Here is a 17,589-nt window from a genome sequence, read left to right on the forward strand (position 1 = left end):
TATCAATACAATATAATCTTGTGATCCAGTGCATGCTTTGCATATCAAAGGCTCCCATTCGACGTTTGCTGTCTAAGGGCTAGCATATGTTCACAGGGACCTTGGCGTAGTTTATTGCGATGCCAAAAGTGACAGTTACATTGGCCATCAACCAGTCTGTGATCTAAGTCGAGAGAAATAAAACTTTGGTGCTCGACTGCATTATCTAACACCTGACCGGCGATGTAGCGGCCGTTCTCGTTGAATTGGTCTTTCTGGATACTCACTAGGCCCGTATTAACAAAATTCAACGCTTTTTCTTCCCGCTCATTGTTAAATCTTAATTGCTCAAGTGGAATCGGCTCGTGGCATAAGTGGCGGATGCGGTAAACATCGAGCTCCATATCGTAAAGCACCTGACCATGCTGGCTGTATTGCGCTAAGGCTGATTTCACGGTATTGAGATCTAAACCCAGTTGTAAGGCAAGGCGGTTAGCACTTTGCTGCTGGCTCTCAAATAAGGCTTGGTAGACCTTTGCGCTGGTTTGACTATCAACCTCTGCTCTACTTGCCAACAGGTCAAAGTTTGCCATTTTCGACCAATCGTTGGCGCTCCAACCTGATAACCCTAAGGTAAAGCTCATCCCCCCTAGATCGGCAATGTAAAAAGAAGGCATGCCATCACCTAATAGACAAACTTCGAAATGACTGGCGATGGGTAATAAACGCTCTAGAATATGTAGGCGTCTGCGCCCCCATACTCGGATACTTCTTGGTTCATCACCTTGATAAATGGAGCGTGGACAGAGTATTTCTTCCCCCCAAGGTTCCAATATTACTTTGATGGCTTGCCCCGGCGTCAATTCAAAGCGCATCGCTCTGGGGCCAACTCTTTCTTTTTTGGTGCGTAGTTTAAAGCAGATGTTGTACAAATCCATGGGTTGCATTTTAAGGCGTACCATAGGCAAGGTCATTGCTGAGCTAACTTGCAAAAAGCCTCTCACCCAAGAGTCGGGTAAGTCGATTTTTTTCTCAGCAAAATCTTGTTGACCAGACGTTGCTACTTTAAAGCCATCTGGATCTATTTTGAGTTGAGTGTCCCGGTAGTCGCGTATTTTTTGAAATTCGTTATACAGCCCCTCTGAATAGTCGATATTGGTGGTACCAAATTCAGTGTCACTGATGTTTTTAAATACCTCATAGCTGCAACTTAACTTGCCATAGCTGGACTCATCTTCAGAAAAACACTCAAAAAAAACTTGGTCAGGATGCACAGTGATCACTGGGTCTAACACATACCAAGCGTCGATGTCGTGCTTGTAAAGGTATTTAAAATATTGATTTTGAGCTTGGTAAAAAGGCGCCATGATTTTACTAGCCACTTTATTCATGGCCGCCAGCTCATCACGAACTTGGTTGAGTTGTTGTTTTACTTTGCCCTGCTTACTCACCAAATCAGCCAGTAGCGTTTGTTCTTGCTCGGTAAGCCAGCGCTGATATTCATCGCGATTTTTTGGTGTAAAGCGCATATCGGAAATCACCACTTGGTGCAGCGCAGACATGGCTTCACGGAACGCCAGCTTGTTTTTTAACTCGCCAACAAAAAATGTCGGCGGGCGTAGGGTGTCGGGTGAAAAAGACACTTGAGTATGTTGGCTATTACTGGCTACCTGACTTGTGCCCATATAACGATAATTTACTTGCATTTTTTATCCTTAAACAGGCGAATTGGATGATGTGGTGACGGTATTACCAAGCACTGAGATAGGGAGTGCCAAGTTGGGGTCTGTTTTTCTTAATTGCAGCATAGCTTTGAGCAGCACCGCTTTATCTTTTTGTACTTGCGTCAACGATAAACGAGTGAAAAGCGTGGCGACCATATTTAATACCGCCGTCGAACATTGCGCTTGCTGCTGCAAAAATGCCATTACTCTGTCTTTGGCTAAGCGTCCTCTGTTTACTCGGGTTAGCACACTGGTAAAGTAAGGCTGCAACTTGAGTAGGGTCGCTTCATCATTAGCGGCGTACTCGCTAAGTAAGTTGGTGACAAAAAGCTCTACGTTTTCACTCGGGTGCTGACTCAGTTTGATTAGGTAGTTTTTACCTTGGCTTTGCTCAAAAAAGGTCTGCAGTAGCTCTCGACCAAAAGTTTGAACCGATGGATTGTTGCTATCACAGACGGTGACAATTAAATCTGGTGACCAATGGTTTTGGTCCATTTCATTGCGGCAAAATGCAAATATGAAGGCTTGTACTTCTGGCCAATTACTTTCCAATAGGCTTAGAAAGTCCCCTTGGCTAGTTAAAAGCAATGATTTGTGAACCGATAAGTAGTTAATACAATACTGACGTATTGCTTGAGTAGGGCTTTGTGCCAGTTGTAGCCATTGCTTTAAGTGGTATGGCCAAGGCGCTGAGTTTAAATCACGGCTGTTAAGAGCAGTGACGGCAAGTAATTGAGCTTGGCTTGATTTAGCATTGAGCAATAGCCAGAGTTGATCTGCTGTAACTGTCGCCAGTTGCGGTTGCAGATTAAGGGTTATAAAGTTCTTTAGTTCAAGCTGTTGCTCATCCCCTAACTGATTACTGGCTAATTTTTGCAATATACCTTCGAAGATAGCTGCGGCATTTTTATTATTAGCGATAATCAGTTTCAGCAATAACTCTAAAGCTACTTCGCGCTCTTCGGGTGCGCCAGTAAAGCTAAGTTCAAGTAAGTTATCCAGTTGTGCGATGAGTTCGTGCGCATTTTGCTTTTTAAGTAGCAATAGGGCTCTGGCTCTGACGCCTACGTTTTCCGATTGATGTAAAGCGGCTAGTAGCTCAGGTGGAATATCGACATAGGAAATCGGGTGCTCAACTAATAGGCGGCAAGCGAAAACTTGCTGCGCTTCATGTTTTGCCATTGCCAACGGTTTGAGTATCATGAAATCAAGGTGCTGTATTCCTTTGTTCATGCAGCGGATCAGCACAATGGCAAGCCACTTGGCATGACGTCGAGTCAAAGCATCATAGGGCTCCAAGCGGGTGCACAGTGAACTTACTATTTCTGTCTGCTCTACTTGGTTGAAGTCGGTTGGCTGTAACGTCTCTGCCAGCCACAGGTTAAGTTCGGCTTGTTCAATCATTAATAATGAACAGAGAAAGTCGAGCTGTGTAAGAAGACTTGGCTGTTGTTTCAATGCTGCTAAGGCGAAATGTTGAGCCTCAGCCATATTGCAGCCGATTAAAGCCAGAATCAGCTTTGGCTCTAATGGTCTGGTCTTAATTAAACTGATCTAAGACACGATAAACATTAGGAAAAGACACGATAAATGTGGGATTTGGTCGGAAAATCGAAAATTATCTAAAACCAACTTGGGACGGTGATCCCAAGTTTCTACCAATCAATTAACTTTCTTTTTTGCTATGCCTCGGGCGATTTTTTGTCTGACAACTCTTGCCGTTAATTCATATTGTATAGCTTTTACATTACTTCTTGCCTCAAAATAAAGACCTTGATAATTTTTTACTGCCGACTTCATATAGCAAACATGAAATAGCGACATGCAACAAAGTGAAAGGACTCCGGCTATGATCAATGAATAGTTCAGTTCGATAGGCTCCGAAATAGCAGTGAAAATGCAAACGACAGATATAGCTAAGGCCGCAAGTGATAGTAATCTGAACTTATCGAACGTCAGCTTTAACCAGGTAAATCGCTTTAGTTGGGATTCTTGTTCAAGTAAGCGTTTCAGTGTTGACTCAGTCATATCTTGAATAGTATGACCATCGTTGTAATAGTTAACAATGTCCCGCGCTGCTACTTGATTTACTTCACGATTAAATACTTGCTCCACAGATTAATCCTTTTTCTTGTTGATAATATCTCTACCAGATACTTGCCCAACGGAAGAATTGAAATTTTGGTTCACAGAGTTTTTCTCTGATTGTTCATGATGTTCGTCCTGCAAGCCATGTTGTTCAATGATTTTTCTTTTCCCCCTTTCTAGACTTTCTCTAAGGTCTCCTGTTGCGCGTTCTAACATAGAATTATTATAAGTTAGCTTTAGAAGCCCTATTGCCTTATCGATGCTCGTCCACCGTTCACTAGAATCTGAAATATGGCATACATGATTGTATACCTTTGAAAAAGTATCAATTGCCACTTTTACAATTGGCTGCTGGTACATTTTATGACTTTTTTTCAACTGCATAGTGATATCACTAGCGAGTTTGGGATCGATCTCTTCAGTAGTTAAATCAGAATTCTGCGACATAGTCCGCTGAGATTCACCAGTGAGAAGCCAGTTGAGATCAACTCCAAATGTATCGTGAAGTCTGATTAGAGCCTCTGCACCAGGTAACTGTTTTCCAGAAACATAGTTCTGCAATGAACGGTATGGAATTTTTGTGTGTATTGATGCCTCCTTAAGGGATAATTTTTGGTCATCAATAACGTCTCTTAAACGCTCACTTACTAAGCTCATAAGACCTCTTTGGGTGTTTTTGTGAAAAATAATGCGCTAATCGCACATAAAAAGGTGTTGACATAACCTTATAAGGTTTTTATATTGCACATTATTAGGTGTTTATCATCTTAATAATTCATATAACAAACACATAATGAGGTGTATCACAATGAACGTCAATACATTGCAACCAAGTCGTGAGCTATATAACCAAGTTCGAGCGGCTTTCATTCTCAAAGGATCATCGCTGTCATCATGGTGCGGCAGTAATGACATCAAGCAGCAAAATGCTATGTCATGTTTAGTTGGTACTTGGAATGGACCTAAAGGCAAAGCACTGCGTGAAAAACTAATCATGGCATCTGGCATTTCTCAACTCCCTGAATTGAAGCAAGCAGTTTAATCATAGTGATTTTATTGAAACAGAAAAGCGCAATTAATAACTGTATTTGGAATGTGCTTAATCACAATTTCAGAGGAATTTCCAATGACTAGAACGAGTCTACAAAAACACCAAGCGGTTTCTATTCCTCATGCTATTGAGCTGTGTTTAGAAGTGGCTAGAAAAAAGAAAAACTTCAGCATTGATCGCGTGGCCGATGGGATGGGCCTTGCTAATAAATGGATCATTTATAAATGGATGGAGTCAGGTCGCTTGCCAGCTCTAATGATTCGCCCTTTAGAGCAGACTTGCGGTGCTGATTTTGTTACTCGCTATCTCGGCCATGCAGCTCACAAACTACTCATTGATATACCTACGGGCCGAAGTGTTAAACCTGTTGATATTAATGTATTGCACGCTTCATTTTCACAGGGCATCACACTACTACTGTCATTCTATGAGGGAGTAGCAAACCAAGCGGAGACTATCGCAGCGTTAAATCAATTAATGGAGGGCGTTGCTTGGCATCACAAGAACGTAGAGCAACATAGCCAGCCACAACTTGATTTATGTGGAGACGACAATGAATAACGAATATTTGAGCTTAGCAATTCAGAAGCTTCTTGAAGGGCTGACGTTAAACGAAGCCAAGCATTTACTTAATCAAGCACAGCAAGATTATGAGATAGGGATTAATCGCTCACAGGTAAAGCAAACTAAGCCTTATTGCGAAAATGCTTATCGAAAACCCAAGCCGAGCAAGATCCAGCAGGATGCTGAAGTCGAGGCTTTCATCTTAAATCAACATTACATGACCCAAACCGAGATGTTGAAGCTATTAAAGGCAAAATTTGGCGCTTATAGGGCTCCCAGCAAATCAGGGCTCAATCGCTATCTGAAAGGCTTAAGGGGGGCTAAATGAGCTTACAAATCCCTAAAGCTAAAAATGCTGAAACGTTAGTCAAAGCAGAAGCTTTATTCCAGCTGGTTGCTGAATGCGGTCAACGTGGGATCACGCTGGCAGAGTTGCATAAGCACTCAGGGTTGCCGCGTTCAACTGTTTATCGAGTGCTATCTGCATGGCAGTACTTGGAGTGGCTTGAGACAAGCACTAACAACGGACGTTCTGAGTGCTGGCGGGTGTCGGATAAATTATTGAAATTTGCACATCAGCATAGACGCAATGCCCTTAGCCAAACCACCCAAAGCCATTATTTTCCGATGACGGAGGATGAACATATGGAATTTGATTTTCAAAAGAAGCAGCGCTCAGATGTGGCTGTTAAAGCGGTTAATCTTTTTCACCTTGTTGCAACTAAGGATCTAGCAGGTAAAACGCTGGATGAGCTGCAATATCTTTCAGGCTATTCACGCTCAACAACTTATCGATTGCTGTGTACTTGGGAGCGATTGGGTTGGCTTAAAAGTATCGCTGTCGATGGCAGAACAGAAAAATGGTTTATCTCAAGCAAGTTACTGGAGCTAGCACATCAGCATAGGCGAGAAACCCTCGCTCAAGTAAAAAAAATTGAAACGGATTATCAACAAATGACCGGAGAGGTATTGATATGAATAGCAATGAATTAATACAAGCTGTTCAGCAAAAGCAGCTTGAGCAGACTCAAGAAGGTGAGCAAGAGCACTTAGATGCCATTGTCCAAAATCTAGCATCAGGCAGTCGAGACAGCGCTATCGCATCAATAGGTATGCTCGCGGGTCGAGCTCAAATGGCACAGGCTATCGCTGGTTTTTCCTCCGTCGTCAATATTGTCACATTGCGTAAAGTAAAAGAATCAAAGGGTTACAAATCATTAAAAGGTTTAAAAAGTCCCGACGGAGGAATTTTAACAGGCACTTGGGAGGAGTTTTGCTCTTTGATTGGCGCATCAAAGTCATCTTTAGATGAAAGGTTAAAAAATGCTGACTATTTTGGAGAACAAGTTTTCGAGTCTCTGACAGCTATCGGTATGGGAGTGAGAGACTTTAGAAAACTGCGCAAACTACCGGAAGAAGAGCTCAAGGCCTTAGTAGATGGCGACAGTCTGAAGGTTTCTGACAAAGAAGAGGCGTTGGATATCATTGAAGAAATGGCCGTGAAGCACCGCGCTGAAGCTAATGCGCTCAACGACAAAATAAAATCTCTGGAGCAAAAGTCAAAAGCAGCAGATCAACTGCTTGAGAGCAAAAATAAAAAATTTCTTAAGCTTGAGTTGGAACTTGAAGAAGCAAAAGGAAAAGGCACTCCAGCAAGGTTAAAACAGCTTGAAGAACAAAAGAATCAATCCCTTAGCCAAGCTTTACTTGATGCTAAATTTGCCGTTTTCTCAGGACTTGCTGCGTTTGAAGATGCCGTAAGAGCGGTACAAGACTCATCTCACCCTTGCGATTTAGACACAGAGTATGAATCAACAATGCAACAAATAGTCTCTCGTTTAATGGAAGGGAGCGCCAGCCTAGGCCTTGATCAAACTGTTATTGATGCACTGAATAGCGAGCTTGCGTTATATCAAGGGGTAAATGAGTAATGATGACCGAGTCACAACTGTATCAAGTGCGGTATCTTGGGCATGTCGCCAAAGAGTTAGATGCGGCAACACATGGCAAGCAAGGCGGTATCATTGAACGGGCCAGTAAACATCTTAACTTAGCGACAAGCTCTATTTACGAAAAGCTTGGTCAAATAGGATGGCAATCTAGCCGTAAGCCGCGCTCGGATAAGGGGGTCTCGAAAATTGATGAATCATCAGCTGCTTGGGTCTCAAACCTTATCCTACAGTCAGAGCGTCAGAATAATAAGTCGTTAATGTCTGTTGAAGACGCTATTGATATTGCTTTTGCAAACGGCAAGCTTAGTGAAAAATGTTCGGCTAAAACCATGCTGAGAAAGATGGAAGATTTTGGCGTTCATCCTAAGCAAATTAAGGCTCGCCCAGTTACCCGTACCATGAGCAGTCGCCACCCAAACCATGTTTGGCAATTTGATGTATCGCTGTGCGTGCTCTATTACTTGAAAAACAATGACGGTTTACAGGTAATGGAGGAAAGCGAGTTTTATAAAAATAAACCTCAAAACATTGAAAATATTAAGAATGATCGGGTACTAAGGTATTTGGTAACAGACCACTATAGTGGGGCCTTTCACTTGAGCTACATCATGTCGCCAGGTGAAACGGTAGAAGCCATCACCCAATTTTTGATCGAAGCGTTCACCAAACGCTCAGACGCAGAATTGTTACATGGTATCCCGTATATGTTGATTTGGGATGCAGGATCAGCTAACCAAGCAACGGTAACGAAAAGTATATTGGATAAGCTGGATATTCAGCATGAAGCGCACACGCCGGGCAAGCCTTGGGCTAAAGGTCAAGTCGAAAGCATGCACAATGTCATTGAGAAAAAATTTGAGTCTCGGTTGGCGTTCATGGCTGTTAACAATGTGGATGAGCTGAACAGAATGGCGACTCAATGGTCAGTCGGCTTCCAAAGTAATGCCATCCATACTCGCCATAAAAAAACGCGCTACGGCTTATGGCAGACAATTAGCCCTGAGCAGCTAAGGATAGCCCCAGACATGTCGGTCATCCAAAGTTTTGCTCAAACCCGAAGAGTTGAACGAACGGTGAAGGCTAATGATCTGAGCATTACGTTTGTACCAAAAAAAGGCCTAGGGTCAATGACCTATTCTTTACATCACTTAAGCAATGTTCATGCTGGCGGAAAAGTCTTTGTGAGTGTGAACTTGTATCGCTGCCCTGCAATCGATGTTGAAGTCGCGGACGAACATGGTGAATTACATAGTTATGTGGTTGAGCCTACCGAAAAAGATGAAGCAGGCTTCCCAGTTAACGCTCCTGTCTACGGGGAAATGCGCAAAGCTATCGCAGAAACACGGCCTCAAAAAAATAGAAAGCAGATGGATACAGCTGCTTGGGGAACAAGCGATCCCCTTGAGATAAAAAAAGCCCGCAAAGGCAAGCGAGGAGCTATTGCATTTAGTGGCGACATTAACCCTATGGCAGATGTAGAACAGCAGTGCTCACCACATTTTATGCAACGTCTAGGCACACCACATCGGCTAGAAGCAGTACACGTTAATGAGGTTGTTCTCAGTGATATTCAGGCATGGAAGCACTTAGCTTCAGAGTTAAGCGTGAAAGGCGCTGCGTTAACAGCCTATAAGAAGATACTTAAACAACAATATCCCAATGGTGTAACTAGCGCTCAATTGGATCAATTTGTCGAAGAAATGGAGGTGAAAAATGTTACCGCTCAAGCAACAGCTCTTTGATGCAGGGTTAACAATCAGTGATCTTGCTGCGGAGATGAGCTTTCATTACCCCATTGTTCATAAAGCACTGCATCACGGTATTTTGCCAGTTAAAAAACGAATGCAATTTATTGAAGAAGTGGATGCCTTTTTATCTCGGCATAAATTAGAAACAGGAAGTGTCTGGTCAGAGTCCGCCAACCCTGACCAGACGAGCCTCCAAAAACAACAACCTATGTATGATTTTGATTCGGAGACCACTATGTTAACACAAGCCAGCCTTAAGCACTTTAAGCTGTTTAGAAACCCTTTTATTAACGATATTAGAGAAGCTAAGGACGTGTATTTAAGCGACGGCAATAGCTATGTACTTGCAGCAATGCGTGATGCCGCAAGAAACCAAGGAATCTTAGCCTTGATTGGTGAATCGGGCGCGGGAAAAAGCGTACTCCGAAAACAACTAATTGAAGATCTAAACCATGATGGTGATGTATCCATCATTCAGCCTCGGATTATTGATAAAACTAGTGCGACTGCTGGCGGGTTATGTGATGCCATCATTGCGGACATCAGTAGTGATTCTCCTAAGCGGTCGATGGAAGCCAAAGCGAGACAAGTTGAAAGCTTGCTGCGCACGGCCTCTCAAGGGGGCCAGCGTCATGTGATGATCATTGAAGAAGCGCATGACTTGTCGGTTCCCGTATTGAAGTATTTAAAACGTTTTTGGGAACTAGAAGATGGCTTCTCAAAGCTGTTAGGTATCATTTTGATTGGGCAAACAGAGCTTGGAATCAAGCTTAATGAAGGTAAGTTTTATTCGCTTCGTGAATTTATCCGCCGTTGCATGGTTGAGCACATGGACGACCTAAGCATTGATATACAACCTTATCTAGCTCATAAATTTAAACGCTCGGGTGGTCAGTGGGAAAAAATAATGACCACCGATAGCTTTGAAGCCATTAAACAACGACTAACGCGCAAACAAGGGAACCTAAGCATGATGTACCCGCAGATTGTTAATAATCTTGTATCAAACGCAATGAATTTAGCACAAGAGCTTGATGAGCCACTTGTCACTGCCGATATCGTTAAGGAGTGTTAATCATGGATCGGATGGATCAGGTTTTTCAGCAAGCTCTCAACAAGCACGGCGACATGATGCTTGACAGTAGCAGCGGGCTCAATAATGTCAAATTAGGCCTAGAGTCATTGGAGTTGATCACTCAATTCATCGAAATATCAAATGGCTTGCACGACATTTTCCCCACGTCGCTGGCTCAGATGTTGACTAATGTGCAGATGATGCTGCATATCGGTATCGATCAAATCACCGCGCATACGACGGCATAGTTTGGCTCACGGCTGCATAACGATGACAATGCACCTAATAGGAATACTACGAATGGAAAGTGGATTAGAAAAAGCAGTGTTAACTAACTGCCATAGCGTTTTTTACTCTCATGGTATGGAAAACATCAGAGCAGGGATTGATTCCCTTGAAATCATCATACAGATGATTGAAACATCGCCCGGCTTACATGATATGTCGCCAAAAGCGATGGCTAAAATACTCATGAATATCGAAATGCTACTGAATGTGGGATTTGACCAAATGAAGGCGCAAACAACAAATTAGCCATGAGCGCCTGAGCGCCATTGTAAGCAGTTTTATCACTTCAGCTTACGATGGCGCATTTAAAAATAGTTGAACAAATCTGACGCGATTTAAACAGGGTTTAAACAGGGTTTGGTTTTGATGCGTGGCTAGAGGGGGCATTTTCGTTTCATTGCTGTAAATTTGCTGCTCAGAATAGGTTGCCATTTCCCCTCCGCCATTTTTAAGACCAAAGTAAAGGGAACCTTGTGGGGTTTACTTGCCCTACTCCATTGAGTGGGGCATTAAAGGTATGGCATGAATTTAGCGCTGGCGAATGATGGCGCGGTTTTGTCGTTCAGGCTTGCTCTTTAATGATGTTAATGCCGTTTTCTTGCAACACCTTTGAGGCATAGTCCATATAATCTTTTAAACCATCACCCAAAAAATATTCTTGCACGGCCATTAAGGTCTTGCTTTGCTCTTGAGGTGCAGATGCATACTCAGTATCTGTTTTAGCCATTTCTTCTGAGCCTTTCAGTAAATCCTCAGCCAACGCAACCATGTCAATTTTTTCATCCATCTTAATTTTTCCGGTATGGGTAAGAACGAGTAAACTAGCACTCAAATTACTCAAACCTATGCTGTCGGAAAGTTCAATTTCTCCATTCTTTTGCCGATCAATATTAATCGTTCTCATATCTCTATTTATGGAAAAAAATTCATCCGGTGACATGTTGTGTGCATCAATTTCCCCTCTACTTAACAATGATGTGTAAGAAGAAAATCTTTCATCTGGTTTTAGGGCTAAAGAGGTTGATGAGGCCGTGTTCTCAGTCATGCCCCCCTTTATTGGCGCACTACTATTTTCTAACATTTTTAGATTTTGTTGCATTGCGGGAAGTAAAGCACCTGAAATATCCATTACAGCACCCAATATTGACAAAGGAGTTATTAATGATAGTTTATATCAAGTTGTTATAAAAATCACCAAGGAGCCATAATGAAATACATACTTACTGCTGCTTTGCTATCAATTGCCAGCTCACAAGCCTTCGCCGACACACCCACTGAAGGTGAAACGGTTAGCCCTGAAATGCTAGAAGCTATTGCTCAGTCTGCTGATAGTAGAAGTGCTTTTCGCACCTGTTTAACTCTGTCTTCAACGAGTTATGAAAGAGTGACTGATGAAAAGTTGGTCGGGAAATTCACTGTTAGTCCTGAATGTGCGAGAAAGGTTCAATCATACTCTGTCGTCAGTAATGATTCGGGTGCAAATTTCAGAATTTCGCTTGTCGACTCTAATGGGCAAGTTGTTCGTGCAAGTAGTTATGCTGTAGCTGCTTATCCTGCTTCAGGGACATATTTTTGGATTGTTAAAAATTTAGGATATGGTGACGGCACTGGCCGTTTTGTTTCAGAAACCCGCCACACGCGGTAGTGCTTGACTGAATAACATGTTATTTCATGGCGTTAAAGCGGTTCATTATTGAGCCGTTTTTGTTTTGCGAACTGTTAATCTTAGATCCTTCTGCCTTGATGTTATCCCCCGGAACTTCACATACAGAACGGCTCATGTTCAACGAGCTGCTTTTTGATGTTAAAGACTCAAGGTCAACACATTTGGTACTTACCCCCCTGTAAGCTCGTGATTTTTACACTGCATATTTCTCGAACATTTTGCTGATATCCCTCCCGCTTGACTTGCATTAAAACGCGCTAGTCTCAACAAAATCCCCACTCTGACATTATGTGTAACGTGTTTTAGTGCAAACGCATTGAAGCATTAATTCGCTGATGTTGCTCAGAGGGTATGAGGTAAATAGGTTGACGCAATACCTTTACTTAAGCCCTTCCTGTTAACAATGGCGTTACGGGGCCATTGACTTACTGAAAATGAAATGGCCAAGCTGAAGGTCGTCAGTGATCGCTGAGTAGCAAGCCAAAACGCTCGGTTCAACCAATGAGTCAACGGCCTAATAAAGCAAACTAACAACATTGACGGCGGTGACATCATTAAAGGGTTGTCGCCTAATTAAATCCAATTCTAAAGGTATAAATCATGACCATGGTTACCGCACCACAACTTTCGTCCCTTTTTACGGGCTTTCAGGTTCATTTTACACACGGGTTAAGCGCCGCTGCGCCGCAATACACCAAGATTGCCACCGTCATCAAATCAACGTCTAAAAGTAACAGTTATGGCTGGCTAGGCAAATTTCCATCACTGAAAAAATGGCTAGGTGAGCGCCAAATACTATCAATGACCGCCCATAGCTATGAAATTACCAATGAAGACTACGAAGCGACGGTAGGCGTAGATCGCAATGACATTGAAGATGACGAACTTGGCATTTACGAGCCTTTGTTTCAAGAAATGGGGCATTCCGCTGCTATCCACCCTGACGAGTTGGTGTTTGGGTTATTGTCTGCGGGTTTTCACACGCCTTGTTACGATGGCAAACCCTTCTTTGATCTTGCTCATCCAGTGGCTGAAAACGTGGATGGAACGGGGGTAATCATCGATACCGCCAATATGATAGTGGATCCTGATTATCTTGGCTTACCTTGGTTTTTGCTTGATACGTCACGAGTCATCAAACCCATCATTTATCAAGAGCGCACGGCCCCGCAATTGGTCAAAATGGACAGCGCTGAAGATGAAGCCGTGTTCATGAAAAAAGAGTTTCGTTATGGCGTGGATAAACGCTGTGCGGTCGGGTTTGGTTTTTGGCAAATGGCCTTTGCCATGCAAAAACCACTGAACGCTGACTCGCTTTGGGAAGCCATTGAAGCGATGCGCGCCATTAAGGGCGATGGTGATAAGAAGCTCGGCATGAAAGCCACCACTTTAGTGGTGCCTGCTGCGCTTGAAAAAGAAGCCACCCGCTTACTTAAGCGTAAACAGGATGCAGGTAGCTCGAACGAGCTAAACGGGCGGATTGAATTACTGGTTGCTGATCATCTCTAACCCAAAAACTAACGCCTTTAAAAAACGGTTAATGGCGTATTTAACACGGGTTTTAAAGGTCGTTTAGAGGAGCAACACCATGCCAATTGACATCGAGCATCAAGCTGCCGAGCGCTTAACCCAAGATGAGAAAAAAGTAGCGCGGGCACTGGGGCTAACGTATGCCGAGTATATCCACCAACGAGAGGACATGGAGCCATTAGATGACGGTTAAATCTGAACAAGCGGCGCGGTGTCGCGCCAAGCGTTTAAACCGCACCAAGCGGATCGTATCAAGCAGCGTGAAAGCCGCTGCGTATTTTGAAATATTTTTTAACAAAAAGAGAGCCCATTATGACCACAGTTGAACGCATTAATGCCTATAAAGCCGCGCTAGCCGAAAAGAACGCCGTTAGTACGGAGTTTTTCTTACTACGCGATACCCGAGCGCCAGAATTAGAAGTGCGCGCCCAACAAGCTCGCCACACAGTGAATATGGCCGAGCAAACACTCGCAAGCACTTATGATGATGCTGCCTTTGCACAGGCAAAAACAGCACTTGAAGACGCAAAAGCCAGCGAACGTGATGCACAGCTAATGCTAAATAACGTCAATACACGCCTTAAAAGCTTGCAAGGAGTGGTGATCCCGCAACTCACTGCCGCCCTAGAGCAAGCCAAAAAGAGCATGTGGCAAGCGAAATACGATGAAGTGTTCGCAGCATTACCCGAACTGCCCAATGACATCAAATTAGCTGTTGAACAACTTGCCGCGATCAAGCTGAATGTTGACCCGTACACCACCACAATAATGGACGTAGGCCAAGCCATCACGGACAAATTTGGCAAGCCGGAGCAAAGTCAAATTGCCACAATTGATGTTCAACTGCGCGTTGATATGGGGATTGCATAAGCCATGACCGAGTCTTTGTCTCTTCATCGACAGTGCAACACTGCTAAGACCGAGCAACAAGCGGTGGTGGTGTTGCTGCAAAGTGAGCACCTCATGCTACAACATTTTGGTTTTTCAAATGGGGTTAGCCAAGAATATGCTCAGGTTGCATTACGTGCATTAGCGGAGTGTGTCAGCCGTCGTACAAAAGTATTTCCGTCACTGATGAGAGTGAGAAATGCATTGCGAAATCGTATGGTCATTGAAGAGGCCAAGGCGCGGCCAAAAAAGCTGATTGGCAAAAAGTACAACATTAGTGAGCTATATGTTTATCGAATAGTGTCAGAGCAAGCGCGGTATCAATCGCTTTTGTTGCTAACGGATGTGAGGAGTTTAGCATTGGATAATATCAGTGATTTAAAAGTTGCAGCTGGAGTGGACACGCATTTCTGGCCATCATCCTTGGTCGAGATGGCCGACGTACTGCAACATGCATGTCGTCAAAAGCTAAGCCTGCCAGAAGAGCAAGTAGAGCTGATAGCTAAAACCACTATCTTGGCGCTCGCCTCTCATTTTGGCGGGCGTAATTTCTACCTGCCAAGCGGTAAGGGCTTAGAAACAGCACTGCGTCATGATCTTATTTATCACCTTTCATCTGAGTTATCGGTTTCAGAGATAGGGGAAAAATTTGAGCTTAGTGATAATGCGGTCCGCCATATTATCAAAAAGCAAAAATTGATTAGAAGCGACATAGCGCCCGTCTAGTGGCACGGTCACATAACGCAAATACAAAGGCTAACGCGACAATGGTTAGCCTTTTTATTGCCCATTAGGGCGCGGTTACCAATTCGCATCGATAAGGTCACTTTGCAAAGATGCATAGCCAATGACAAGACGCTTGAATGTGCTTGCTATTGCGATGTCGGTGAACTTTTTAATCATGGGCAAGTAGCTATGATTATATTCATTATGCTGTGTGGGTTGGTGCTGCCACTTCGTATATTGTTTAGGTGGCTTAGAGCCTATTATGGGTATCCACAAAGAGGCATTAAGCTTATAGTGACCTATCAAATGAGCGATAGTCACGAGCCATCACCGTCGGTGATAATTGATTGTGATGATCACTCTTCAGTGACGGAGTTGATTAGGCTTTTGAACACCCATAAGCAATTGACGATAGAAACCACCTACGCAAAGACTCGATTCAGTTTAACCCCTACGATAAACGCACGTATAAGCGCCGTTAAAGGTGGTTTAAAGGCATTTTTATCTCGACATCGTTAGAGCTTGTATTGGGTTTATTGCGGCTAAAAAGATATCTTCGCGCAATATTCGCAAAAAAACGATTTATTCCACAAGAGCGAAAGGGGGTTGAAAAGGCGTTTTTGATGGAATTGTTTATCCATCATATGAAATGGTCTTAACTCGATTTATCGTGTCTTTAGTCATCAATTTTCGCGCTTTAGATCATTAAACTGAAAGCAAACTGCTGGCACTCGGGATAAGGGCGATTCAGTAAAGGGATTAATAGGTCTGTGCTTAACTGCTCACCAAAAGCGTGATTGTCAGCTAAGGCGGTGCTGGCAAAGGCCAAAACTGGTTGACATGTACTATTTTGCAACAGGGTGAGTAGGGCATCGGGGGCCTGATCCCATTGCTCAGGAAAGGCTTCCCCTCGTCCAGAGAATACTTGCTCGGGATGATAGCGCCAGCTTAAACCATTTTTGCTTTTACTAAAACTTGGATGATTGAGCCTGAGCAGGCCATTAAATGTTAAATATTTAGCAAATTCTTCATAGTGATTAACGGCGATTAATTGGCGTTGCCAGTTATCGTCATATTGAAAGATTTCAGACGTTTTCGCATTGTCACTATCGCTGTCATTAAATGCCAACAGAACTTGGGTGGCCATCACGACGAATGAGGGGCTTTGGCTGATGCCCAACTGTTTGAGAACTCGCCAGCTGCGACGGCGTAGATAATTTCTTGTTGCCTTAGAGTAAGCTAAACGAGAGTTTGTTTTTTTAAGTTCTTCCTGGACATTAATACGACCATGACGTGGATGGTAATAATAGCTCCAGTCTGCTGTAAAGTAATGCTTTTGCGTTTCAAAGCGATAGCTTAGTTGAGCAAATACGTCGGCATCTAATCTAAATTCAGACATTTTGAATAGGTAGCGCAGGCCCTTGAAGGTACCAGGCGCTAAGGGAATATCTTTTAACACACTCACTAGAGCGGAGTGAGTCGCACGGCAATATTGAGCTTGTAGGTAACAGTGTTTCAATAATGCGTTGGCATCGCCATGTTTGCTAGCTTGGTCCAATTCAATAGTTAAACTTTCGACGCTTTGTAGCAAAGGGTTATTAGCTACGCCAGCATCGCGTATTAAACTGAGGGCGGTGTTTTCGTCGCTTAAGGCAAGACTCGCTTCAAGGGCTAAGGCGGCGAGATTTGGGTTTTTATGGCTTAAATAGGGGGTAATATTCGCTAGTTGGCTCTGATCGCCAATCCTGCCTATTGCCCACAGCAGGGAATAGTCTAGTTGCCAGTGATGACTACCTAGCAAAGTAACCAGATACTGAGCCACTTCACTGGATTGTTCTGGCGCTAAACGCCAAATTTGTCTGGCTTTTTGTTTAGGGTCTGACTCTTGCTGGATGCGCGAAAATAGGCTTGAAATGTGTTCTTGCTCTGTGACTTCGAGTCTCTCAAGTTGGTCGTGAGCGGCAGCATCTTGGCGATGCAAATAACCTTTATTGGTTTTTGATACCACCACACTACTATAGGTTTTTTCTGCTCTTTCGCGTTCAATAGGTAAGGGGGTTTTGGAGCCCTCTCGCAAGGTTTGTCCGCTACGGCCATAACGAAAATTCACTAAAAATCGGCGCTCAGAGGCGCTGTTTAGCTCTACTAAGTCGACTTCATAAACCTTATCAGAATTAGCTTGCTGGTAAACTAATCGGGCTTTTTTAATCAGCTTCATTATAATGACCTTGCTGCTAGAGAATCAAAACGAAGTCAAGATAGCATGTTTTTAAATGAATTTAATATTGAAAAACAGGGCTTTATTATCTA

General features: G+C 43.3%; 21 protein-coding genes. 15 read left to right on the top strand and 6 right to left on the bottom strand.

Features of this window, described 5'->3' with window-relative positions; translation table 11 throughout:
- Positions 1-44: 44 nt before the first annotated feature.
- The 4 genes from K6Y31_RS04925 to K6Y31_RS04940 all read right to left on the bottom strand — a co-directional run bounded on the left by K6Y31_RS04925 (position 45) and on the right by K6Y31_RS04940 (position 4,448).
- Complete coding sequence (locus tag K6Y31_RS04925; RefSeq protein ID WP_233051731.1) at positions 45-1,685, bottom strand: SWIM zinc finger family protein; 1,641 nt, start codon at positions 1,683-1,685, stop codon at positions 45-47.
- Positions 1,686-1,694: 9 nt separating this feature from the next.
- On the bottom strand, positions 1,695-3,194 hold the full coding sequence (locus K6Y31_RS04930) for a hypothetical protein (RefSeq protein WP_233051732.1): 1,500 nt from the start codon (positions 3,192-3,194) through the stop codon (positions 1,695-1,697).
- 171 nt (positions 3,195-3,365) lie between these two features.
- Positions 3,366-3,818 carry a hypothetical protein gene (locus K6Y31_RS04935; RefSeq protein ID WP_233051733.1) on the bottom strand — a complete coding sequence of 151 codons (453 nt, stop codon included), beginning with the start codon at positions 3,816-3,818 and terminating at the stop codon, positions 3,366-3,368.
- A 3-nt stretch (positions 3,819-3,821) separates the two neighbouring features.
- Positions 3,822-4,448 (bottom strand): helix-turn-helix domain-containing protein, encoded by a 627-nt coding sequence (locus tag K6Y31_RS04940; protein ID WP_233051734.1) that lies wholly within the window; start codon positions 4,446-4,448, stop codon positions 3,822-3,824.
- Positions 4,449-4,599: 151 nt separating this feature from the next.
- Here K6Y31_RS04940 and K6Y31_RS04945 point away from each other — a divergent pair, with 151 nt between their 5' ends.
- The 9 genes from K6Y31_RS04945 to K6Y31_RS04985 all read left to right on the top strand — a co-directional run bounded on the left by K6Y31_RS04945 (position 4,600) and on the right by K6Y31_RS04985 (position 10,715).
- Positions 4,600-4,833 carry a hypothetical protein gene (locus K6Y31_RS04945; protein WP_233051735.1) on the top strand — a complete coding sequence of 78 codons (234 nt, stop codon included), beginning with the start codon at positions 4,600-4,602 and terminating at the stop codon, positions 4,831-4,833.
- An 84-nt stretch (positions 4,834-4,917) separates the two neighbouring features.
- Entirely contained in the window at positions 4,918-5,403 is a 486-nt protein-coding gene (locus K6Y31_RS04950) for a hypothetical protein (RefSeq protein ID WP_233051736.1), read from the top strand.
- A complete protein-coding gene (locus K6Y31_RS04955; protein ID WP_233051737.1) occupies positions 5,396-5,734 on the top strand; it encodes a hypothetical protein in 339 nt (112 codons plus the stop codon). Before K6Y31_RS04950 ends, K6Y31_RS04955 begins: the two co-directional genes overlap by 8 nt.
- Positions 5,731-6,384, top strand: a complete 654-nt coding sequence (locus K6Y31_RS04960; protein WP_233051738.1) for a helix-turn-helix domain-containing protein — start codon at positions 5,731-5,733, stop codon at positions 6,382-6,384. The genes K6Y31_RS04955 and K6Y31_RS04960 overlap by 4 nt, the downstream gene beginning before the upstream one ends.
- Complete coding sequence (locus tag K6Y31_RS04965; RefSeq protein WP_233051739.1) at positions 6,381-7,337, top strand: hypothetical protein; 957 nt, start codon at positions 6,381-6,383, stop codon at positions 7,335-7,337. The genes K6Y31_RS04960 and K6Y31_RS04965 overlap by 4 nt, the downstream gene beginning before the upstream one ends.
- On the top strand, positions 7,337-9,100 hold the full coding sequence (locus tag K6Y31_RS04970; RefSeq protein WP_233051740.1) for a hypothetical protein: 1,764 nt from the start codon (positions 7,337-7,339) through the stop codon (positions 9,098-9,100). Before K6Y31_RS04965 ends, K6Y31_RS04970 begins: the two co-directional genes overlap by 1 nt.
- On the top strand, positions 9,072-10,181 hold the full coding sequence (locus tag K6Y31_RS04975; RefSeq protein ID WP_233051741.1) for an ExeA family protein: 1,110 nt from the start codon (positions 9,072-9,074) through the stop codon (positions 10,179-10,181). Before K6Y31_RS04970 ends, K6Y31_RS04975 begins: the two co-directional genes overlap by 29 nt.
- Positions 10,182-10,183: 2 nt before the next feature.
- Positions 10,184-10,429, top strand: coding sequence for a hypothetical protein (locus K6Y31_RS04980; protein ID WP_233051742.1), 246 nt, complete (start codon positions 10,184-10,186; stop codon positions 10,427-10,429).
- 52 nt (positions 10,430-10,481) lie between these two features.
- A complete protein-coding gene (locus K6Y31_RS04985; RefSeq protein WP_233051743.1) occupies positions 10,482-10,715 on the top strand; it encodes a hypothetical protein in 234 nt (77 codons plus the stop codon).
- Positions 10,716-11,031: 316 nt separating this feature from the next.
- On the opposite strand, the gene K6Y31_RS04990 is transcribed toward K6Y31_RS04985, so the two are convergent.
- Positions 11,032-11,598 (bottom strand): hypothetical protein, encoded by a 567-nt coding sequence (locus tag K6Y31_RS04990; RefSeq protein WP_233051744.1) that lies wholly within the window; start codon positions 11,596-11,598, stop codon positions 11,032-11,034.
- A 78-nt stretch (positions 11,599-11,676) separates the two neighbouring features.
- On the opposite strand from K6Y31_RS04990, the gene K6Y31_RS04995 reads away from it, so the two are divergent.
- The 6 genes from K6Y31_RS04995 (at position 11,677) to K6Y31_RS05015 (ending at position 15,279) form a co-directional block, all read left to right on the top strand.
- Positions 11,677-12,114 (top strand): hypothetical protein, encoded by a 438-nt coding sequence (locus K6Y31_RS04995; protein ID WP_233051745.1) that lies wholly within the window; start codon positions 11,677-11,679, stop codon positions 12,112-12,114.
- 621 nt (positions 12,115-12,735) lie between these two features.
- On the top strand, positions 12,736-13,644 hold the full coding sequence (locus K6Y31_RS05000; protein WP_233051746.1) for a Mu-like prophage major head subunit gpT family protein: 909 nt from the start codon (positions 12,736-12,738) through the stop codon (positions 13,642-13,644).
- 79 nt (positions 13,645-13,723) lie between these two features.
- A complete protein-coding gene (locus tag K6Y31_RS22290) occupies positions 13,724-13,858 on the top strand; it encodes a hypothetical protein (RefSeq protein WP_282560153.1) in 135 nt (44 codons plus the stop codon).
- Positions 13,848-13,991, top strand: a complete 144-nt coding sequence (locus K6Y31_RS05005) for a hypothetical protein (protein WP_233051747.1) — start codon at positions 13,848-13,850, stop codon at positions 13,989-13,991. Before K6Y31_RS22290 ends, K6Y31_RS05005 begins: the two co-directional genes overlap by 11 nt.
- Positions 13,978-14,535, top strand: a complete 558-nt coding sequence (locus tag K6Y31_RS05010) for a hypothetical protein (RefSeq protein ID WP_233051748.1) — start codon at positions 13,978-13,980, stop codon at positions 14,533-14,535. The genes K6Y31_RS05005 and K6Y31_RS05010 overlap by 14 nt, the downstream gene beginning before the upstream one ends.
- A gap of 3 nt (positions 14,536-14,538) precedes the next feature.
- On the top strand, positions 14,539-15,279 hold the full coding sequence (locus K6Y31_RS05015; protein ID WP_233051749.1) for a Mor transcription activator family protein: 741 nt from the start codon (positions 14,539-14,541) through the stop codon (positions 15,277-15,279).
- Between the two features lie 697 nt (positions 15,280-15,976).
- Here K6Y31_RS05015 and K6Y31_RS05020 read toward each other — a convergent pair.
- Complete coding sequence (locus tag K6Y31_RS05020) at positions 15,977-17,497, bottom strand: hypothetical protein (protein WP_233051750.1); 1,521 nt, start codon at positions 17,495-17,497, stop codon at positions 15,977-15,979.
- Positions 17,498-17,589 lie beyond the last annotated feature (92 nt).

The sequence above is a fragment of the Motilimonas cestriensis genome (genome assembly GCF_021295315.1).
Classification (GTDB): Bacteria; Pseudomonadota; Gammaproteobacteria; order Enterobacterales; family CBDFNC01; genus Motilimonas; species Motilimonas cestriensis.